Origin of the sequence: Wolbachia endosymbiont (group B) of Eucosma cana (assembly GCF_947250645.1) — a bacterium.
Lineage (GTDB): Bacteria > Pseudomonadota > Alphaproteobacteria > Rickettsiales > Anaplasmataceae > Wolbachia.
Genome location: NZ_OX366334.1, coordinates 203,856 through 227,360, shown reverse-complemented (window position 1 = coordinate 227,360; position 23,505 = coordinate 203,856). Strand labels below are relative to the sequence as shown.

Genomic DNA, 23,505 nt, shown 5'->3' with positions numbered 1-23,505 from the left:
AGTTATAATGCACCCCATAAACTAGACCAAAAAAAAATGGTTGATCCGAGTAGGAAGGTAAAGGGGTAAAAGTATGGCAACAAAAAAATATGAACCAGAGTTAAAAGCAAAGATAGCTTTGGAAGCAATAAAAAATCAAAAAAGCACAGCTGAGATATGTAGTGAATATAAAATACCATCAACAAATCTATATGATTGGCGTGATAGAGTATTGGCAAGGTTAAAAGACCTATTTGTTGAAGAAAGTGAAAGTGCGAGAAAACAAAGAATCTTAGCGCAAGAAATAGAAAGTTTACATAAAGTAATAGGAGAATTGACAGTGGAAAATAGCTATTTGAAAAAAAAATTACTGAAATAAGCAAAAAAGATAGAGTAAGGTTTATAGAAAAAGATTCTGATCTGTCAATTAGGAAACAGGCTGATTTATTGGGGATTTGCAGATCTAGCCTATATTATAGGCCTATAATTAATAACGAAAGTGAAGTAGCAAATTTGATTCAAGAAGTATATTTGGCTTCTGATTGCCGTTATGGATATCGTAAAATTACTGCTGAAATCATAGCGAGTGGAGTAGTAGTCAATCACAAAAAAATCTTAAGAATTATGAAAAAAATGAAGATTAGTGGGCTGTATTGTAGAAAAAGATGTAATACAAGTATTAAAGAAAAAAAGCATAAAATATATCCTTATTTACTCAAAGATTTGATTATTTGTAGAGTTAATCAGATATGGGCTACTGATATAACATATATTATGGTAGAAGGTAAGTTTATCTATTTTGTGGCAATAATGGACTTGTATAGTCGCTATATTATTGCTCATTCATTATCACCATATCTCGATGCTGGATTTTGCCTTTATACTCTCAAAGAAGCTCTAAAACAAGGTAAACCTGAGATTTTTAATAGTGATCAGGGGGTGCAGTTTACTAGCTACAACTTTATTATGGAATTAGAGCGTGCTAATATTAAAATCAGTATGGACCATAAAGGACGTTGCTTCGACAATATATTTGTTGAGCGCTTATGGAGAACTTTAAAGCAAGAAGCTATATATTATTATAGACCAAATAGTATCAGAGATTTAAATCTTATAATAAATGATTTTGTTGCTTGGTATAACTATAGAAGGCGACATCAGACTCTACATTATAAAGTTCCTGCTGATCTTTATTATCATAAACAGTAAATGAATATATTGATAAATACTTTAAATGTGTGTCGACGTATTTATCAACATATTCATTTTAAAAATCGGATCACTTTGAAAAAAATGGTCTAGACAAATGGGTGCATTATATATTTGGAGCTAAAATCAATGGCAGAATTGGCAAGGGAGCTAAATAGTCAAGGTTACAGAACAAAATCAGATATCTTTAAAAAAGCGACGGTAAGGAGAATAATAACAAATCCAATATATATGGGAAAAATAAGGCATTATGAGAAAGAGTATGAGGGAAAGCATGAAGCAATAATAAAAGAGGAAAAATGGCAAAAAGCGCAGGAATTGATAAGGAATCAACCATATAGAAAAGCAAAATATGAGGAAGCATTGCTTAGGGGAATAATTAAGTGCAAGAGCTGTAGTGTAAATATGACGCTGACATACTCAAAAAAAGAAAATAAAAGGTACCGATATTACGTATGCAACAATCATTTAAGGGGAAAAGGTTGTGGATCAGAAAACCGAAATGTAATAGCAGGAGAAGTAGAAAAAGAAGTGATGAAGAAAGCTGAACAGCTATATGAAAATTGGAAAGAAAAGACCGAAGAAAAATGGAAAAATTTAAGTTTTGGAAAACAGGAGGAAGTAGTAAGGAACTTAATAAGTGGGGTAATGGTAAGAGACGATGGAATAGAGGTGAGTTCAGAGGATAAGGTGGAGTTTATAGCAATAAAGAAGAAAGTAAGCAAATGTACAGTAATTGAACCAGAAGGAAAAACAAACAATGCGTTACTCAAAGCAGTGGTAAGAGCCCATCTATGGAAACAGCAACTAGAGAAAGGGAAATATAGAAGTGTGAAAGAGCTGAGTGCCAAAATTAATATAGGTACAAGACGTATACAGCAAATTTTAAGGTTAAATTATTTAGCACCAAAAATTAAAGAAGATATAGTAAATGGGAGACAGCCAAGGGGTTTGAAGTTAGTTGATTTAAGAGAAATACCGATGCTGTGGAGTGAGCAACTGGAGAAATTTTATGGATTAGCGGCGTAATTATACCGTTTATAAAAACAACAAAAGGAGAGAAACTATGAAAACACCAAAACTATTGAAAGGTATTGCTGAGAAATAAGAAAGGTAGCCAAATTGCTGCTACTGCAGTTGATATAGAGGAATCAAGGACCTCTGATGTACCAAGAGATCTTGAGGTAAAAGAACAAACTAATGCTGAAAAAGCTACAGGAATCGACACTCAATTATACAAAATATCAATATAAATGATGAAGATTTTAGCATATCAAATGCAATAGTGGTAGAAAATGTATCGAATAAACATCAAATAAACATCAAAAAATTCAATACTCTAAACCCCAGCACACAACTCCAGAAAGTAGTACATGTGGAGCAATCTATAGCCCTTTTTGAATCTGAGAGTGTGCTTGAAAATTGATAAGCGCTAAGTAAACTTTTTAAATAAAATAAATTCTTCTTTAACCATCTAAATAAACTTCCTCCATCATTGCTGTGTAGCAAGTCATATACCGAGCTATGATCCACTTACAGGTAGTGACTTATGTTGGTGAGATTCTATCTTTAACTCGTCCATATTACACCTTGGTGAGCTTGAATAGCATTTTGCCAAGACCTTATTTCTACAAAGTAGGGGTTGAAAATGATTACTTCCCTTATTTACTATATGTAAGACATTATTGTCATCATAATCTATCCTATTATACTCACCTGCACTTCTTGATCCTGAACTATCTATTAGTTGATGCAAGTATGGATCTTGTTGCTCATCAGTAGCATTGAATGGATTACTCTCTGCAACATGTAATTTCACACCATACTTACTACAAAGTACTCTGCCCTCGACATCGGAACGTCCCCACAATTCATTCTTTCCAATGCTATTGATATATTGGTTACACGTAATTCCACGATTTACGAACTCACCTTCAACCTCATCAAAGTCGTTGCCAATTTTACTTATAAACCACTCTGGAGGATTGTCTTGCGCAAATCTCTTACACTCATTCCTTAACTGCTCTACAGTAACTTTGATTCCCTTCTGTTGTTCCAGACTTTGCCTGAATGAATCAAAAAAACAGCTTCCATTATTGATTGCGTGCCCTAAATAGAAGTCATCAGGTATGTTTGATTTTTGCTCTTTATCACCTTGTTTTTCTGCCTTTTCAATAATTTCTTCCTCTAAACCAAAAATCTTACTCCAGTTGTATTTACCTTCTAACCCCAATTTTTTACTTTCCTTTTCTGCTGCTTTAGCTAAGTCTGTTTTAGAAATATCCCCTTTTTCTTCATAGAACCTAGATAAAATTTTAAAGATATCTATCAGGTAAGTTTTTACGTCAAAATTCTTCTCCTTTTTTACAATATTAGACTCAATATTGCGTAAATCTTGTAATAACTTATGCCTTCTAGCAACTTCCTCCATAGAATCCTTTCTTAACTCTTCACGTTCTGTCCATTTGTTGTTAGACTCGCTTATTACTTCAGGATGCATTAATTTTCCAGACCTTTCAAAATATCCCTGTTCAATAGCATCGTAGACCCAGTAGTTACCAAGCTCGCAATCATTGCCTAACTCTTCTTCGCGACCTTTGAATTTTTCTAATATTTCCTCTCTATTACTCACTTCTACTATAATTTTGCTTTTATTCTGTATGTCAGGATACAGCCTAACGTCTACATTTCCCAAACTAGTATAGAAAGTTAATACTACATCGCTGCCTTCTGTAAGATCTGTGTAATTCCTTATGCCATCTTGGGTTATAATTTCCACCTCACTTTTGCCAATTTTTATTACACTCCTTCCATATCCTTTTTCTCCTTGAGGTATTCCTAAATTCCTTGTTCTATCTGTGATTTTTGCAACATCTATTATACTATCCTCTGAGTATTCTAAGTAAGATACACTGTTATCGATTTTTCCATCACACAGTTGACCACTGGTAGCATCCTTTGCAACTCTAAAAAATTCTTCAGCATAATTAATGTACTCTACATGAGCCTTGATTACATTAGCTTTATGATCTTTAAACTCTCGTTCTATTGTATCAATGACTTTTAAACTATCTGAGTTTTTTAACTTTGCTCCTCTCGATATTAATGCACATACTATATCACTGGCAATTCCATAGCTTCCTTCTAGCTGAGCAATTTTTTCTAGTACGTGATCTGCAAAGTAATAATCTTTGTCTTTAGCAAAATTTAATCTCATTCCAGAAGCTATAATCTCATTTACAACTTCCTGTAGTTCAATCATGCTTTTAGCTTTTACTACCTTACTCAAAAACTTATTTAGCTTAGCAAGTTGATTTGTTTGATACATCTCTGATAAGAGACTATCACATTTTTCACAATTATCTTGCTTATTACCTACAAAGTCAGTTGCTCCTGCTTTTAAGAGTAAAGCTTTTACATCAGGAAATTGACAAAACGGCCAAATTGAACTATCACCCTTAACATTTAAAACTATCTTTAAATCTTGGTTATTTTTATGTTTATCTAAAAATTTTTTCAGATCTTCAACACCTGGACCATAAGGATTATCCCAATCTTCATCAGAATCTGTAGCTTTAACCATTTTACGTAGTTGGTCTCTTAACTTTTTTTGGTTGTCAGTTAAAAAACACTCTATAATATTGTTGCTATCAATTGCAATTTGCAGTGGGGTTTTTCCATTGTTATTTTTTATGTTTAAATCAGCTCCTTTGCTTATGAGTAAATCCATAACCTTTCTGCTATAATCATTACAATTAGCAGCATAATAGTGTAAAGGTGTATTACCTTTTTTATCTTGTATATTTGGATCAGTTTTTGCATCTAAGAGATACTTTAGACCTTCATACTCACTGGAATAAATAGCAGTATCATGCAAAAGTGTTTTACCTTTATTATCCTGCATATTTAGATCAGCACCAGCTTTGAGAAGAGGATGAATGGCTTCATCGTGTGCGACAAACACATTCAATACTGTTGTTCCTAGATGCCCTCTTTTTAGATTAAGAACGTACTTCAGGTCTTTATTTTTCTCGTTACTTTCTAAAAACTGCTTAAGATTTGAAAATGAGTCATAATTCCCCATATTAAAATCTTTTATAATACTATTGAGTAATTTTTGATTTAACTTTTTTTGACTCTCTTCCAGTTTTAAGTTAGGTGCATGAATAAGCCACTCATCTATTAAATCCTCTAAGTATTTTTTATCATCTATCAAACTTCTATCAGCCCAAAGTAAACCTCGCTTAATGAATTCATAATAACTATCTACTGGTAATTCAGTTGCTTCTGTTTTTGGGCTACCTATTTCTGAACACTCTTGTCCAGCACTTAGGTCACACTTCAGTTTTTGCTCATCAGTGTGTTTGCTTTGTTCACTGATAGGTTCTGCAATATATTTTACTGACCCTGTACCCATATTACCTGCTAGCTCTAGATATAGAATATATTATATAGAATGTGTAGTATGTGTCAAACTAATTTCAACATAATCTTTTTACTACTCATATTTTTGTTAAGTTTTTATGGTGAGTACTGCTAGGTTAAAAGTTGTTTATTACTGGAAGTTTTAGCCAATTTTACTATAGATCAACAAAATTGAGAACACCAGCTATATTTAATATATAGGAATATGATGCTTTAAAGGAGTACAAAAACTGCTGAAGCTTATACAGTAACCTGCGGAGCCACTTCAGCAGAATAAACAAACATATGCTAGTATTAGTAGAGAATTATTTATAAGTCAACTAACTTTTTAAAAAAATATTTTAGTGAAGATACCATGCTAGCTAGTGTTATAAGGAATTGAATTATTGACTCTTCCTAAGATTGCAAAAAAGGTCGTATATTTGTGAGAACAAGCCGCGTAAAAATAAGGTTATAAAAATAGAAGATTTAAATTATTTCTATAAGCTTGAGCAAATTAGTTCGTATGTAGATATGGATGAAATGGGCTAATGTGGCTAGTTTTAGCGCATAGTAAAATTATTATAAAGAAAAGTTCGTATGTATCGTTTGGTAGACCAATACATTCCAAAAAGAACAATTCTCACCGACTTTGATTTTGAGCGCTGGAAATTGGTTATATTATTTTATTTTTAATAAAGTACGTCACTAAATTAATAGCATTTTACTTTCGAAAGAATTAACAAGCGTATGATAAAAATAAAATATAAAAACAAATTGATCCTGTTAAGAGTCTTTCATCGGAAATTACTTTGGGTTGGAAAAATTTCTAAAATCATGATTGACAAGTTGTAAAGACAGAGTAATATGCCTAGAGTATGATAGAGGCTAGTTCATTATGGTACGTGAGAGGGTTAAGAATCAAAGTATTTTTTCATCATTTGCAAAGAGGGGTAATTATGGACCGTGGAGATATTCCGGAAGTTTTATTTTCATCTATTAAGGAGGATGATCCTTACAAGGCATCTAAGCTCCTCCAAATTGAACGCTGGTGCTATGCACATTGGGGTTTAATCACAAAGATTGGTAAAAAGTGGTACAATTTTCTTGCACAAGTACTATCTGACAAGCAGTCTTGGAAAGAAGTAAGTGGCTTGCACGGAGTTAAGCTTAATAGACAAATGGTAGGTAAAAAGCTTATTGCACCACCAGATTCAGATAATCCCTTTATTAGAGAAAAAAGATATCAGATTGCATGTGAGTGTTGCTTGGAAGATGAAATACGAGCTATATTTGAGGAAAGAAAGGAGGAGTTGTCTGCCCAAGGTAATGACAGTTTGCTTGAATATAGTCACTTAGTTAGGTGTTGTGGAGAAGGTCCTTTAGCTCAGTTTTGGTCACATTTCATTAGTGGGTATCTCGATAAATTGGATTTAAGAGGTCGTCATCCATATGAGTATGGGCTTTACTGCGCTATAGATCGTAGAAAAGTAGAAGCAGTGGAATTCTTTTGGAATAAGATAAAATCATTGCCTGCAGGTGAATTAAGTGCTCAGAAGAAAGATGAGATCTTGATGAAAAATGCAGCTTATACGGCAGGACCTAATTTTCGCGTTTACCCTGATATATTCGAGTTCTTCCTTAATCAGATAAATCCTGATAGATATCGAGAGCTCTTGAAAAGAGATTTAGAGAAGAATGGTTATTATGGTTCTTTAAACGTTATGATTGATATACTCAACTTTGGTAAATTTCAAGAATTATTTGATTGTTTAGAACCAAGTGATGTTAAAGAAGATGATTACCTTCTCTGGGTAAAGTCCATGACAGGAGACTGTCCGGAGTGTTATTTAGATGAAGGTGTAAATGTTTTCACGCACATGTGGAAAAAGAGGGGTTTTGATGATCATTGTGTTTTGATATTGGAAAAAGAAATGATGAATGATTCTTTCTTTCAAGGAAGATTTTTAGTGCCTTTGATTGAGAAGGGTTATATGGAGCCAGTGTGGGCAATGTTAGATAAGGCTAATTCTAGGCAAATCAAGGAGTTTATGGATTCTAAAAAAGATCATATACGTTCTATATTATTAGGGAAGGAAGATAGTAACTCATTAAATAGGTTTTTGGCATATGGTAAGTCTGCTGATGAAGAACTTAATCCCAAAAATATACCTGGCCCAAGTGGTGATCTAACTGAAGTGGAAGTTAGAAAAACACATAGCCAGTCTAAGTAAATAAAAAAAGTTATATATTAACAGGGAGTTTTATGCCGAACGAAGAAAGAACACAAGATTTTGAGTTAATAGAACTATTAATTCGAGAAGCAGGTTCAAATGCAGGAGCTAGCCCAAGTACTTCAACTCAACAAGGAAGTGATTTTGAATCTTTCAAAGCAAGGTTTCAGTCATATATCGATCAAATTCCATCATATTTACATTCAGTAGGTAAAGAAGGATTTTTTCCTCATTTCTTTTTAGGAAGTTTTTCTACTTTGATAGATACAGAAATTGCGAAAAGTCTGAAGATTAAAAAAATGTATTTTAGATTTGATTCAGGTACATTAAAAGTAGCTGTTATTAGTAATGATAAAATACAATCTTATGAAGACGTTAAAAAGCATGTAAAATTAATTTCTATTTCAGAGCATAACTCTGATAATAAAAACTGTAAGTTTACTTCAGGTGATCTGGTAGAGATATTGAAGAAATGTCTTACTCCACCTAAAGGCAAAAGTATACAAGCTGAAGCTCAAGATATAAAAGATGCATTTAAAGGTCCGATAGATTCTGTATTAGAAATGGACTTTAGGTTAATACATATTTCCAGAAATAATATTAACAAAGAGGGTATTAATGTCGAAGTAATAGATACGAGAGTACTTAATTCTGCTGTTAGCAAAGGTTTTCATGAGGTAAGAGGAGGGTTGTGGAGTAATCCAGAAAGTGATATAGCGAAGCTGACTAATCCTGATGTAAAAAAAGTGAAAGAACCTGTTGAAAATATTCTAAAAAAAGTTAGTAAAATTCACTCTGAATATAAGAATTCACTTACCTATGCTCAAGGAACACGAGAAGCAGCGCATCATGGGTTTGTAGCAGGTGTTCTTGTAAATTTTCGCTATAGACATAATCTTAGAGTTTATCTAGAGCAATTTGCAGGAAGGGGTTATGCTGATATTGTTCTGGTACCTCGTGGTAAGGATAGATCATTAAATGCTATCCTATTATTATAGAGATGAAGGCTGCTACTAAAGCAGAGTTAAAAGAAGGTAAAATAGGAGAAAAGAGTAAAACTACACCAGCAGCTGCTTTAAAGCAAGCTGAGGATTACACGAAAGGTTTTCAACCGAATGTAATGAGAATTTTAACTACTGCAAATGACATGCTATGCGTTGGTGTAAACCTTGATCATCCATCTCCTGTTTCGAATATTGTTGCTAAATCACGTGATCAAGAAATTACTCCTCTTTTTGATGAGGTATTGGTATCTATTAATGAGCACAATAATCGTAAAATTGATAAAGGAGAGTTGAAAGAGCGAATTCAAAATAATATAGAGCGTATTTATCATACATTTCCTGGTACAGGAGAAAAGGGAGATAATCATTATTTTAGCAGGTTTTTGCTAGGACAATCATTATTGTTAAATGAAGTTAAGGTTTTAAATAGCAATTTTGAAAAGCATGTTTTTATTTACGGTGAAAATATACCTACCGAAGCTCAACCTGAACCTAAATCTCAACGTCTTAAAGATCAGAAAAGTAAAGGGCAAGGTGCCGGTCAACCATCTCACTTGGATCAAAGCCATGGAGCTGTAACAATGGTATTTATTCCAAGCAATGCTCAAAAATCAGTTTGTGTAATGAATATTATTGAAACAGATGGAAGAGCTAATGTGATGAACAAGGGAATTCCTCTTGATCGACTTCAGCAAGAAATAGGAGAAAGAAAAATAGTTGAACTAAATCTTAATTTTAACATTAAGAAAAAATCAAAATTTAAAGAGTATTTTAGCGTGGAAGTGGGAGAATCCGTTTCCCTAGAGCAGTATAATAGAAGAGAAACTAATAAATTTGAAGGTAATTTTAAAGATATTCCTTATCCTAAGGATTTTAAGAAAACATTTGATGAAGTACTAGTATCTCAGCTTGCTTCTTTACAAGATCAATCTTCATCAATAGGTAAGTACAAGAAGTTATTTGGCAAAGTAGGCGAGGCAATATTACCTCTTAAAGGTTTAATAGAAAAAGAAGCACATACTCAGGCAGTATTGCATGGAGCATTTGACCATTATAGTGATATCAAGCTAGGAGAACCACAACAAGAAGATAGAGCGTTAATATTAACAGAGTTTCAAACAGGTAGGGGAAAACGCATTGATATGCTAGTTCATGGTATTAAGTTTGCAAACCAAGCCAGCAGTGCTAAAGAGTATGATCCGGTAGGATTGGAGGTTAAAGGACCAAGGGAAGGTAAGACAGCTGATGCATTAATAACAGAAGCAAATAATCAAATAACTAAAGAGTATACAAAAGGTGTTACTTATAAAACGCTTACAGATGGCAACAAAGTTGCTTTTATGGGTGTTATTTTTGACAAAGGGGCGAGTAATACAAATTCTCTTATTTTAGTAAGTAAAGATGAATTTACTCCTGTTAAGGTAGTTCATAGCTCCATTTTTAGTTTTAGCCAATGTGCAACAAGAAAAAGACGTGATATAGGTATACCATGCATAGATTCACGTGATGAAGAAAAGGTTACAAAGGAAGAAAAAAAGCAACGTGTTAAAGAGCTATTTGATATTGATAATGCTAAGGATTTAACTAATGAAATTGTAGATATAGGTCGTGAGCAAGTGTTTGATATGATAGGCAATGCTGATAGGACTGATGTAAAAGTAAAAGATAACAATGGTAATGATAAAAAATTGATAATAGGTGATATTATAGAAATGAAGAATGCAGAAAGATATTTTGTAGATGATTATAGTGATGGTATTGAGATCTTAGTAAAAGTAGGCAGAGATAAGGATCGCGTTATAAAAGAAAAAATAAAAGGACAAAATATTGAGTATTATTTAAGCATCGATGGCTATGAAGTAAAATTCGATGATATAATTAAAAATTTTACTACAGATGCAGAAAGAGAGAAAATTCATAATAAATTACATCAACTATCAAATGATAAGCAGTTGTTAGAGAATAAAAAATACATTGAAGATATAGGTGATGTTCAAACTAATCAAGATTACTCTAATATTGTAGAGGAAATTAAACAGAACTTGCTAGCAAAAGGTGTTAGGGAAGATACTTTTGATACGTTTAAAAATCATTTTGATGATCTTGGTGAAAAAGTTTTTGCAGATTATATTAGTAATGTAGAAAGCAGCCTTCAAGAAAAAGGAATTGCATTTGATCGTGATAAATTTGATTCAGCGAAAATAAAAGGAGCAAAAGGTGGAAAGTTTTTTTCCATGATGGCTATATATGACTTGCTTGATAGTATAGGTGATACAGCAACACTTGGACGACATGATAATAATGCTTTAAAGCAAGTATTTGGTATCAATGGTATACTAGATGCTATGGATGATGTTAGGACGAGTGTAAGTATTTCTTCTAATAGTAAAGTAGGAAAATTGATTAGTAAAGTACCACAACCTGTACGTCAAACGTTTGTTAAGATTATCAGTAACCCCATAGTTCAAAGTATTACATTTGCAACTATTGCTTATCAATTTGGGTATAGTATAAATGAAATAGCTCAAGGTAATCATCATCCATTAAATTATTATTGGACAGCTAGTAGTGGTGTAAAACTAGCAAGTATGAGCATAAGGCCTATAAGTGCAAGTGTTAGCTTTACAGTAAAAAGTGTAAGTGCTACTACTAAGATTTTAAGAGGGTTATCTGCTGCAGGTAAAGTTTTAGGTAGGGTAGCAGTAGTTACTATGGTTGCTGATGTATTAATAACAATTGGTGTAGAAGTTCATGAGAGAATAGAGTATACAAAAGCAATAGCAGAACAAGTACCTCTATTACCTGGTGGTGAACAAGCGGAAGTATTTTTTGCAGGGGTAATCAAGTTTTTTACAGGAAGAGATGTAGAAAAAGAATATGAAGACACAATTAGAATAAAAGGTTATTTAACTTACGTAAAAGAAGCAGCTATTAAACTGTTAAATGACAATTATGACATAGATGCGGTTGTACAATACGTAATCTCCATTGAAGAGAAATATAGTGAGGTGATTAAAAATATGGGTGCACAGGCTATATGTATTATGCCATCACCGTATGGTCCTGAGTGTGCGACGCAGATGAAGTGGACATGTGATTTAGAAAAAAAATATAAAGATATCTCTTTTGACAAGATCAATATAGCCTCTAGTGTAAAAAGAGATTTGTCTTCTATTGATATCTCTAAGATATTGACTATGACACCTTATACTTTGGTTATGAGTGAAGGTTGGGAAAGGTTTATCTGTGGTATAAAGAATAGTCCTCAATGCTATCAAGAGATTGAAGAAAAGAAAGTTTATGTTGTTAATACGGATGCAAAACATATCCCTCATCTAACAAAATACGAGTATGAAAATCTTGGCTTAAGAATTGTAGATGCACCATTAACAAATCCGATACAAAAATCTCAATGCAGCAAAACAATCAATACAAAGCACACAGGTGACGATGCGTTCGCTCCATGTAACAGTGGCAAAATTTATAGAAATTGTCAAGAGAGCTTTACTCTCTCAGGCGAACCTTTTATCTTTACTAATCCAACAAGAAAAGAGCATAGTAATACAAAAAAGCAAACATTTCCTAGAGGATCAGTATTATATATTTCAGGACCAAGAACGTTAACAGCAGCAGCAAATTATCCAGCAGTAATGCATATTCCAGAGGGTAGTAATATACGTTATGTTGGCTCAAAAAATAATGAAACTATTTTTATTATTAATGACTATACGTCTGGTACTCTTGAAGGTGGACCAGGAAAAGAAAATACTCTAGTAATGAATGTTAAGGCTAATAATGTCGTTGCAAATTTGCATGGTAGAACTATACGTTATGGTAATAGTAATAACATGAGATTGGTTAACACATATAACTATGTGTCTAATTCTGACAGCAAGCAAAATATTACTACTCACTGTAAAACAAGATTGATTAATGTAAAAAATGCAGAAGTCTGGCAGAATTCATTTAACTGCACAGACAAAGATTATGAAGTTAGAGTAGTTAACAAAGAAAATGTGCATAACAGGGGATTAAAACAAACAATATTTGTTGTTAATGAAGATAGTGATAATGCTAAGATAGTAAGTGATTTGGGCAGTACAGGAAAAATAAAAGGAAATATTGACATAATAAAGGTTCAAGTTGCTAATATCACACAGTGGGGAATAAGTGAAGATATAGAAAAGGTCGGCTATAGCTTAGATGTTTTAGCTAATAATACACAAAGTATTGTTTCAAGTACTAAAATCAATGATTTTAAAAATCTAGTAATTCAAGTAAATAGCAATGGAATAACAGAGTCTGTTGCAATACAAGATAAGTCTTTGTCTGATACAATAGAAGATATTAGATATCAAGAGCTGAAAAGTTCAGGAAGTGATATTAGTAGAGAAGTAATACAAAATAGTGCAAAAAAGTTAAAAGCATTTATACAAGCAAGTATTCTAGACCAACAACTACTTGATACTTACCAAATTGCAAAAGATATTGTCAATAACAATAATTTTGACATACCAGTATCTCAAGTAGAAGTTATTAAAAACCACATGGGAGTACCTAGTGAAAAAGTGATAATTGCTGGCATGTACTCAGGTCAAGTCATTGTTGATTTTAGCTATAGTAGCTCTGACGTTACAAGTAGTTATCAGAAATACCTTAATGGTGGACGGAACTATGGTTATGATGACTATCTGATGCTGTGTAATTACTATCAGGACATTACAATAGAAGGAGAGAAAGGGCAACACCAGTATATTATCAAACTACCAGATACATTAAATAGCAAAACTTCATTGTCGCCAATAAGGCTCAATTTAAAAATAAAAAACAAAGTGGTGTCTTATCAAAATATACCCTATAGTATCATTGATTTTGCTGAGTTAAGTGTAACAGATGTTGATGGTATAAGCATAGAAGAAGGTAAAAGGGATTATATAAATGAATGTTATGGCAAATCAATCTCTGACCTTACAGAGGATAGTTTAAAGATACAAGATATTACAATATTTGATAGTGTAGGTACTAAATGGTCTTTATCCATTGGTTTAGTTGATTATTTTCAAAATCCAGAGAATCAACAAATTGTGTTACAAATGAACAATGAGCTTTATAAAATTGATAGTACAAACTTAGGGCTTGAGCACGTAGAAATGAACCCGGACTCTTTCAGATACTATCAACCAGAGGAACAAGGGTTACAAATTTATCATAATCAACCTATCGATAAGAATGATATTGGTTTGGTTGATTTTAGAGATAAGTCTATATTGGATTTTGATACCGAGATTACTGATGATAGTTTAGTGTTATCACATAAGAATAATACCTTAGCGAAAGTAGAAAATTGGAATAGTTATCAACCAGCAAGAGAAATGATGTTTGCTTTTAATGATACGATGGTTTCTAATTTGAAATGCATAGTCTCTACTTGTAATTCAGAAGATATTATAGAGGATTTTTATAAGGAAAAAGTAGATTTATTAAAAGAGCAGGTATTTAATGCAACATTGCAAAGAAATAATAGTAAAGCTGAGGATTTGATAAAAAAGATTAAAAGTATAGATATTGGAAATGAGCATGAATTAACACCTTTAAATATGGCTATTCAAGGAGGTAGGTTGGATGTAGTAAAAGTTCTTTTTGATAGAAAGGAATTTTAGTGTTGAAAATAAGGACGCCCTTCCTCTGCACTTAGCTGCTCAGGAGGGTAAATTAAATATAGCTGAGTTCCTTATCGATAAAGGTTATGATATTAAAGCTAAAGCTGAAGATAAAGATAGTAGAACACCTCTTCGTATAGCTGGTTGCAATGGTAATTTAGATGTGGTCAAATTCTTCCTTAGTAAGGATGCAACAAGTATTGAGGATAGAAACAACGATCCATATAAGATGATGGAAACGGTTAAGGTTTTAAAGAAGGAGATTATTAATCAAGCAGAAACCGTGCCTAACGTAAAAAGATGGGCAGAGTTTTTTGTAGAAAAGTTAAAATATTCAATAAAAAATGTAGTAAAAGAGAAGCTAAAGGATGGTATGTTACATGATCGTTATGGTTCGGTTAATACACTTGCTAATGACATTTATAATTTCGATCAAAGGTTGTTTAATAATACAATTAAGGGAGTTATAAATGACGTATATAGGAAAGTAGATACGAAAAAAATATTAAGTTGTGTAGAAAGCCATAATGATGTTAGTCAGCGTATATTGGGTTATGTGGCTGTATTTAACGCAATGCAAAGAAATAATGATTTAAATAATAGTGCAGTATTTAAGTTAGCTTACTATGTTAAAGAAGCAATCGAGATGAAGAACTATCCTGATGTTCATCAAGAAGAAAGATCTAACCTTGAGAAACTAAAAAGCAGATTGCCAGAATCAGTAAGGAATGCAGTATTTTCATCGAAAGTATGTATTAAGAATATTTATCAAGGTGAATATTTATATGCTGCTAACAAATGTTTCAATTATGATACCGACAGACGAATGGCATTTACTTGGACTCCAAAGAATGAAAAAAATGATAAGTTTAGGTGGAATATTAAACCTGATGGTGACAACTTTTATATAGTGAATGTTGCATTTAATGAAACTTTGTATGCTGCTAGTAACTATTTTAATTATGATAATGATAGACGAATGGCATTTACTTGGATTCCAGGTGAACAGGTTACACAAGGTGTGTGGAAGATTGAGCCTAACGGTGATAAATGTAATATAAGGAATGTTAAGCATAATGAGTATTTGTATGCTGCTGATTATGCTAAATATGACAAAGATAGGAGAAGAGTATTTACTTGGATTCCAGGGGGCAAGGTTATGCAAGGTGTATGGAAGATAGAAGATTGTGGGTCTAATGTAAGAAAAGTTAGAGATATTGTTAGTAATGCTAAGGGAGAATTAGATCAAGAATTGCTAGATGCTGTAAAAGTTGGAGATATGAGCAAAGTAAGAGATTCTGTCAATCGAGGAGCTAATGTTAATACTGAAGACAGAGATGGTAATACCCCTGCACGCAATGCTGTATTAAAAGGTCACTTTGGTATATTTAAATACCTTGTTGAAAATGGCGTTAGTTTAGAGGGTAAAGATCATCGTTGTCGCCCCTCTATATGTGATGCTTCTTATAGTGGTAATTTGGATATACTAAAGTACCTTATTGGGAAAGGCGTTGATATTAATGAGTCTGATAATAATGGTTGGACACCGCTACATTTTGCTGCATGGAGAGGCTACTTAGAAGTCGCTAACTTTTTAATAGAAAAGGGTGCTAATATTAACGTTGAGAACATTTTTGGCAGGAAACCTATACATGTTGCTGCTGAAAATAATAATACAAACATTATAGAATTTTTTCTCAGCAAGGGAATGAGCATCGATGATGTTGATAGATATGGTCGAACACCACTATACTGTGCTTCTTGGAATGGTCACTTGGGTGTAGTAAAGTACCTTGTAGAAAAGGGAGCTGACGTTTATACTCAAGACAAAGGTGGTAAAACATTACTAGATATTGCTACTCATCAAGAGCGCAGCGATGTTGTAGACTATTTAAAACAAGTGCAGCTAAATCAAGAATTACTTATTGCAGCACAATATGGTAATTTTGATGAAGTTAGAGATCTTGTAAGTCAAGGGGCTAGCTTGAATGCTAAGTATAGTAATGGGATGACTGTTATGCATTCTGCTGCTTATGGTGGTAATCTGGATATAGTAAAATATTTTGTAGCAGATGCAAAAAATAGCTTAGAAATTAAAGATAATGGCGGTAGAGTTCCCCTGCACTATGCTGCTTACAATGGTAAGCTAGATGTGGTAAAGTATTTTGTAGATGAAGGGGAAGTTGATGTTAATCTAAAAGATAGTGATGGGCAGACAGCATTGCACATGGCTTCTGGTGGCGGCCATCTGGATGTAGTGGGGTATCTTGCAAGTAAGGGAGCAGATATCAAAGCTAAAGATAAGGATGGTAAGACACCGCTAGATATCGCCATCGACCGAAAGCATGATAGCATCGTAAAATACTTAAAACAAGCTCAATTAAATGAGCAATTACTGGCTGCAGTAAAAGATAGTGATTTTAATGAAGTTCAAGGCCTTGTAAATCGAGGTGCTAACGTTAATGCTAAAGATAAAGATGGTAAAACCCCTCTACATTATGCTTCATGTTCTGTTCATCATTTAGGTATGGTGAAGTATCTTATAAGTAAAGGTGCTGATATTGATGTTAAAGATAACAGTGGTAGAACTCCTGAAGATGAGGAACGTTATACTAATTCTGATACAATGAGGCAAGTTTTTATGCAAGCACACTTAGATAAAGAATTGTTACTTACTGTAAAAAATGAAAAAGATCTAAAGACAATTAGTGATCTTATTGCGAAAGATATTGACGACAGAACGCATGGTGGGTTTTATTATACTTGGAGTGGTAATTTAGGTACAGTAGAGTTTCTTGTTAGTAAAGATGTGAGTGTTAATGCGACTGATAAATATGGCTGCACATTACTACACTGGGCTGCATTGAAAGGTCATTCAGATATTGCTAAGTTTTTAGTTGATAAGGAAGCTAATGTGAATGCTAAGGATATACTTGGCAGGACTCCTATTCACTTTGCTGTTATGAATAATCACAAGGATATTCAAGATGTATATGGTAGAGGTTCTACATACACTACTGCTGAGAGCAGTGATGAAGAGGTTATACAACTTTTTCTCATGAGAGGAGCAAGTATTAATGGGGCTGATAAAAATGGTGAGACGCCACTACACTTGGCTTCTTGGGGTGGTCATTTAGATACATTGCAGCATCTTATAAATAATGGAGCTAATATTAGTACTAAAGATAGTAGTGGCAACACACCACTAGATATTGCTAGAGATAAGGGACATAATAATCTTGTACAGTACTTACAACAAACACAATTAATCCTAGATAAACAGTTATTAAGCGCAATAGGAAATAGTGATTTTAATAAAGTTAGAGGTCTTATTGCTCAAGGTGCTAATATTGATACCAAAGACAAAGATGGCAGTACACTACTGTATTCAGCTGCTGAAATCGGTGATTTAGATAGAATAAAATTCCTTCTTGATAATGGTGCTAATATTGAAACTAAAAATGGGGAATATCAAGCAACTCCTTTGCATGGAGCTGTGTTAAATGAAAGACTAAATGTGGTCAAATTGCTTCTTAATCGTGGTGCAAACGTTAACGCTGAAGACAAAGACAATTGGACACCTTTACATTATGCTGCTGATACCAACAGTCTTGATATAGTAAAAGTTCTTGTCGATGCTCATGCTAATCTTGATGCTAGAGGTGATTACGGCAAGGCACCGCTAGATATTGCTAGAGATAGTAGTATTGCAGAATATTTAGAGAAAAAACTCAATGAAAAAGGAGAAAAACCTGTGCAACGCAGACGCCGTCATCACCACGGGGATCACAATCGCAATCATAATCACTCATCACATAAATTCCTTTCTGTAGATTCAAGTAATCAACCTGGAATAGCAGCAAGTAGTAGCACAAGACCATCTTCATGGATAAATGATTTGTTTAGTTGGGTGAAAAGTTCTGTAGGTGGGTTTAGAGCTGTTTTACCTGAGGAAACATCAAGTACTACAAGTTCAATTTTACAAGTTGATGCGCCAATAGATGTAAATGGTACGATAATGTTACTTGATGTGCTTGTTAGAAAGGTTACGGGTCAAAAATACATTTTTACATCAGATCAGAACGTATCATTACTGGAAGCGCAGGGCTATGCATTGAATATTACAGAGAAATTTGAGAAAGTAGTAGAACAAGCTGCATTAAAAAGTGGCATATCAATGCACCGGTTAAATATTGATTATATGGAAATGCAGAAAGAGATTACTAGGAAAGTCATGAGTGGTAAATTTAATGAAATTTCAGGGATTTTAAAATCGTATGTAGAGAAAGCATGCCCTGGTAAAGAAGCTGGTAAATTAAGTCTGAAGAAATTTGACAAGTTTATAGCTCAATTTAATAAGGGTCTGCTAAATCAATCAATAGAGCAGATATTACACAACAGAGATGGTACATTAGAAGTTGATGGTGCAAAGCAAATGAGTTTAGAGCCTCAAAGTTATTTAAGTAATGCTTCAGTTCACAGCCATTCAGAAGTATCAACTTGTCTTTCTGAGATAGGAGTAACCAGACTTGGAGGTAATCTCAATAGGTAAGTTATAATATAAGGGGTGGAGCTATAATATGCCAAGTAGTGGAAAATTTAAAGTGAGGGTAGCCAAAATAATTAGGGAAACCAGTAGCAAGTTTGATGATCCTAATACTAAAATGGATGAAGTAGACATTAAATGCTAAATGTTTGATGTGTTTTCCATATTGAGCTTACAGCACGTAGCTTTGATGTAGAAGTTTGGGTAACGTTATGATAGTAATTTATATAATTCTGTGTGCTATCTTTATAGCTGTTTTAGACAGTTCATTAGACTCTTAATTATGGGGTATGTTTAACTTAAGAAAGGTTTTCATAAATGTTGAAGTGAATAAGTAGGAATATTATGTTTTTTCTTTGAGTTGTGAAATTTCAGAATGAGAAAAACCTGTAGTTTGTGATATGATATCAGTAGAGACACCAGCTTTAAGTAGGTTTTTTGCCACAGCTATTTTAGCTTGTTTTTCTCCCTCTTCCCTACCTTTTTGATGGCCGATTTGGATGCCTTCTTGTCTACCTTCTTGTCTACCTTCTTGTCTACCTTCTTGTCTACCTTCATGTTTAGCATCATCGAGTTTTTGAGCAAGGACAGCCTGTTCATCACGAATACGTTTGATCTCTTGTTCATAGGCAATAAATTCTTTTTCTGACCAGTTGAATCTATTTAGTTCTTCATAAGCTCTTTTAATTATTAGATCACTTCCTATTATTCTCTCTAGCTCTTCTTCACTAGTTTCGTCTGCATATCTAAAGAAGTAGATCCATTTCTCGACTATACTTGAAAGCTGATCTTCCTTGGTTTTTGTAAATTTAGGTAACTCAATAAATATAAAGTAAAAATCTTTTAGATCATGTTCATTAGTATCTTCATCACGAATAGTATGCTTTGATTTGTACTCAGACTTATCAGGAAATAAAATACAATCTGCTATAGCAATAAAGATAATTTCCTTAAGGTCATGATATTGATCACCCTTACTAGCTTGTCTTGAGTAAGCTTTAGCTGCGTAATATTGGGCACGTTTTTCAAAGCCCTTAGTTTTAGCGACCTGCATTTCGACTATGACTTGCAGCCCATTTTCATCCCTACAAAGAACATCAACAATGCTTTGTTTTTTAGAAGCAATATCAGGGTCTTGAATAGTACTTAAGAACTCTATATCCTTTATTGTACTTTTGCCAGTGAAGCCAAGGATATCATTAAGGAAGTGAATAAGAATGTCCTTGTTTTTTTCAGTGCCAAAGATGCGCTTGAACGATATATCATTTTTTGGATCGAGAAACTTCGAAAGAGCCATGACGGGTTAACCTAGAAAACATTAATAATTATACACAATTTTGAAGAAATGTTCAACAATTTTGATTTATGTTAACTTGTATAATATCTATGACAAATATCTCGATAAGGTACAAAATAGCGCAAAAAGTAAGGAGCTGGAGGTTAAAGCGAGGTTATACTCAAAAAGATTTAGCGGGAAAAATTGGCGTAACGTATCAAATAGTACTACAATATGAAAAAGGAACACGAAAAATTTCGATTGAAAAGTTGTGCGCTATAGCAAAGGTGTTATCAATTAATATTACGGATCTTATTCCTGTATCAAATGAAAAAATCTGTTTTGAAGATAAGGGAGAGGAAATATTAAATCTAGTAAGAAAATATAAAACGATTAATGATCAAGAGTTGCGCAAGGTGTTTTACTTGCTAACAAAATTTACCCGAGTTGGTGAGAAAAGTAGTAAAAAAGCAGAGAAAGTAAAAATTGCAAAGGGCCTGGTTAAAGCAGGGATTTCTGTTGATATTGTTTCACAAGCAATTGGCCTCTCTGCTGATGAATGTGTTGAAGAAAAAATAGGTTCTATATACTGCAAAATAGGAAAGAAGATAAAAGAATGGAGACTAGTGCGGGAATATACTCAGAAGGATTTAGCAAAGAAAATGAGTACAACACGTGATGAAATAAGCAACTATGAACAAGGAAGAACTGCTGTTCCACTGGGAAGATTATATGAGATAGCAAAGGCGTTATCGATTAATATCATGGACCTACTTGAACTAACAGAGGATGCAGATGATAAAGTGGTACTAATTTAATTGAAGAATACAAAAAAATTGAAAGCCAAGAACTACGTCATGCACTAATGAAATCTCTGTTTGAAAGCATACAAATTTGCGAAGAGAAAGTGAAAAGAGCAGAAAAGATGAAAATTGCAAAGGATTTAGTTAAGGAAGGAATTTCTATCAATATTATTTTAAAAACAGTAGGCATCTCTTTAGACGAAATTCAACAAATTTAAAATAAAAAATCAGTATCTATTAATATCTTTACTCTTAGATGAAAAAATAAGTAAAAAAGATTGAGAAATTGATTTGACTTCACTCGAAAGCTATGGCTTTATGCCAATGCTGATAAAAAACAGCAGTAAATATCTAAAAAAAGTTTGTTGTTAGTGAAGGGTAAATTATATGAATAAAAGTAAAGAAGAAATCGAATTCAGAATATTAGAAAGCAAAGGCAAAGCACTACTTGATCGTGAAATAATGGAAACATTTTTAAGTGCAGTACATGAAAGGCCACAAGCTCAAGAAATTGCTAAAAATCTGGTGAATACTTATGCAGGAGTAGGAAGGATTTTAGGTCGAGAAATGGATGACCTGAAAGTCATAGAAGGAGTAACTGATTCTGCAGTAGCAATGATTATGTGCGTTAAGGAAACACTAGAAAGGGTACTGAGAGAAAAGCTCAAGGGAGAACCAATCATGGACTTACAAGGGCTAGTAGAATACTTGAACGTAAGTATAGGTCATGCAGAGAGGGAATGTGTAAAAATACTGTACTTGAATAAAAGGCGCCAACTAATCGGAGAAGAATCCTATATTGGTGAAATGGAAAAAGCACCAGTGTACATAAAGGAAATTATAAGAAAAGCATTAATAAAGAATGCAACATTAGTAATAATGTCACACAACCATCCTGGGGGACGCTTAGAACCATCAGAAGAAGATCAAGAAGTAACGAAGAGCTTAGCAGCAGCATGTAGTACTGTAAGCGTAAAATTGTTTGACCATATTATCATCACAAGTGGAGGCTATTTCAGCTTTCGAGAAAACGGATTGTTATAGTAGAAAGTATTTGCAAATCTACTCACTATAATTTATAATGAGTAATAAAATGTATAATAATAAAGTTTATTGTACGCTTAAAAAGTATTTTTAATAGTGAGGATAATATGGGTAATAAAATAATTGTACCTTTTGATGATCAAGAAGGAGGTACTTACGAGTTAAACATTGATCTTGATAGATTATCGAAGGGTGAAATATCAAATTCTATTAGAGGTATTGGTCGTACTAGCCAGCAGCCTACCTTTGTGAGCAAAATTAATAAGGCTAAAAAGCTTGGAGAAGTGCCCTCCCCTGATAGAGACGTTCAAATCAACTACGGAAAAGGGCTCGACTACATATATGGTACAAAACCTTTAAATGATCAAGAAGATAAAAATCCATTTGCTTCAGCTTTGCAAAAAATAAAGCCAAGTATAAGCGAAAGCGAAAAGTTGAGCTGGTTTAAAAGTGAAGTGGTAGAGGCAAAAAACGTAAATGAATTGCACAAAACTATAGACCAAGTACTAGCCTCTGGAGCAAGAATAAATGCATATAACGATGGGGAATGGAGCATTGCAGAGTATGTAGTATTGGGTACACATTTTCATAAATTTGATAAGACTGATCGAAAAAAGATAATGCGTAAATTAATGCTAAGTGGTGCAGATTTTCATGATACTTTATTGCAGAATAAACTAATAGGTGAAATCTATAATGAGCTACAGCCAGAAGTTCAGCCACAGATAGATAAGCAACTAGAAGAGCTAGAGGAAGCTGGCGAAAATGCTGTGCAAGAAGGAGAATTAATAGATGTTGAGATAGATAATACAACATCGTATATAGAATTTTCTGGGAATAGTAAGGTAGAGGTAGCCAAAATACCGAGAAAGTTAGGAAGTAATATCTTAAAAATTGGTAATGATGTAGTTGAAGTTAAAAGTGAGAAGGGAGGTATAAGAAACTATACCGATATTTCAGATGGCAGCTCTATCATGTTAGAATTTCCTACAAGCATTGGTAAGCTAAATATTATATTGTACCACGATGTAAAAAAATATGATCAAGTACAAGTCAGAGTAGAAAACAAGGAAATGTGGGCTGAGTTACAAAAAAGAGGCGAAGAAATAGGAAAAAACTGCCTTTTTGGAGGAGTGAAACTTCAAGAAGCAGTAGAGAAAGGTAATTTCACTAGATGTGGCATATGGAGTGAAAAGTATGCTATAAAAGAGATTAGCAATGATGAAGTATTGTCTTCATGGGCAGACAAAGTACGTGAAAATAGTAAAAAAACTTGTAGGGCACTTTAATTTAAAGGTTCCAGAGTCTGGCTATTATATCTGGAGCCTTTGAGCTATAGTAGAAAA

10 protein-coding genes and 2 pseudogenes are annotated in these 23,505 nt (G+C 33.4%); 10 read left to right on the top strand and 2 right to left on the bottom strand.

Going from position 1 to position 23,505, the window contains the following annotated elements; all coding sequences use genetic code 11:
- Nucleotides 1–73 precede the first annotated feature (73 nt).
- The 3 genes and pseudogenes from OOK99_RS01040 to OOK99_RS01030 all read left to right on the top strand — a co-directional run bounded on the left by OOK99_RS01040 (nt 74) and on the right by OOK99_RS01030 (nt 2,441).
- Nucleotides 74–1,188 (top strand): IS3 family transposase gene (locus OOK99_RS01040; RefSeq protein WP_264719915.1). Its coding sequence is split into 2 segments (ribosomal slippage): nt 74–347 and nt 347–1,188, totalling 1,116 coding nucleotides; the frame shifts between segments, so codons are not numbered across the junction.
- A 111-nt stretch (nt 1,189–1,299) separates the two neighbouring features.
- Nucleotides 1,300–2,217: pseudogene (locus OOK99_RS01035) on the top strand (recombinase family protein); the annotation flags it as partial.
- Between the two features lie 65 nt (nt 2,218–2,282).
- Complete coding sequence (locus tag OOK99_RS01030; RefSeq protein WP_167471216.1) at nt 2,283–2,441, top strand: hypothetical protein; 159 nt, start codon at nt 2,283–2,285, stop codon at nt 2,439–2,441.
- 269 nt (nt 2,442–2,710) lie between these two features.
- Here OOK99_RS01030 and OOK99_RS01025 read toward each other — a convergent pair whose 3' ends face one another.
- Entirely contained in the window at nt 2,711–5,605 is a 2,895-nt protein-coding gene (locus tag OOK99_RS01025) for an ankyrin repeat domain-containing protein (protein ID WP_264719913.1), read from the bottom strand.
- A 946-nt stretch (nt 5,606–6,551) separates the two neighbouring features.
- On the opposite strand from OOK99_RS01025, the gene OOK99_RS01020 reads away from it, so the two are divergent.
- From OOK99_RS01020 to OOK99_RS01005, 4 genes are read left to right on the top strand one after another with little or no spacing between them, the layout of a single operon-like run.
- Nucleotides 6,552–7,826 (top strand): hypothetical protein, encoded by a 1,275-nt coding sequence (locus tag OOK99_RS01020; RefSeq protein ID WP_264719912.1) that lies wholly within the window; start codon nt 6,552–6,554, stop codon nt 7,824–7,826.
- A gap of 32 nt (nt 7,827–7,858) precedes the next feature.
- Complete coding sequence (locus OOK99_RS01015; RefSeq protein WP_264719911.1) at nt 7,859–8,824, top strand: hypothetical protein; 966 nt, start codon at nt 7,859–7,861, stop codon at nt 8,822–8,824.
- Nucleotides 8,825–8,826: 2 nt separating this feature from the next.
- Nucleotides 8,827–14,490: a hypothetical protein gene (locus tag OOK99_RS01010; protein ID WP_264719910.1), complete on the top strand. Its 5,664-nt coding sequence runs from the start codon at nt 8,827–8,829 to the stop codon at nt 14,488–14,490.
- The gene (locus OOK99_RS01005) at nt 14,471–19,042 is read left to right on the top strand and encodes an ankyrin repeat domain-containing protein (protein WP_264719909.1); all 4,572 of its coding nucleotides are present in this window, start codon (nt 14,471–14,473) and stop codon (nt 19,040–19,042) included. Before OOK99_RS01010 ends, OOK99_RS01005 begins: the two co-directional genes overlap by 20 nt.
- Before the next feature lie 337 nt (nt 19,043–19,379).
- Here OOK99_RS01005 and OOK99_RS01000 read toward each other — a convergent pair whose 3' ends face one another.
- Entirely contained in the window at nt 19,380–20,333 is a 954-nt protein-coding gene (locus tag OOK99_RS01000) for an Rpn family recombination-promoting nuclease/putative transposase (protein WP_264719908.1), read from the bottom strand.
- Between the two features lie 89 nt (nt 20,334–20,422).
- On the opposite strand from OOK99_RS01000, the pseudogene wmk reads away from it, so the two are divergent.
- The 3 genes and pseudogenes from wmk to OOK99_RS00985 all read left to right on the top strand — a co-directional run bounded on the left by wmk (nt 20,423) and on the right by OOK99_RS00985 (nt 23,448).
- A pseudogene (gene wmk / locus OOK99_RS00995) lies at nt 20,423–21,333 on the top strand (WO male-killing family protein Wmk).
- 169 nt (nt 21,334–21,502) lie between these two features.
- Nucleotides 21,503–22,159 carry a JAB domain-containing protein gene (locus tag OOK99_RS00990; protein WP_264719907.1) on the top strand — a complete coding sequence of 219 codons (657 nt, stop codon included), beginning with the start codon at nt 21,503–21,505 and terminating at the stop codon, nt 22,157–22,159.
- A 107-nt stretch (nt 22,160–22,266) separates the two neighbouring features.
- On the top strand, nt 22,267–23,448 hold the full coding sequence (locus OOK99_RS00985) for a hypothetical protein (RefSeq protein ID WP_264719906.1): 1,182 nt from the start codon (nt 22,267–22,269) through the stop codon (nt 23,446–23,448).
- Nucleotides 23,449–23,505 lie beyond the last annotated feature (57 nt).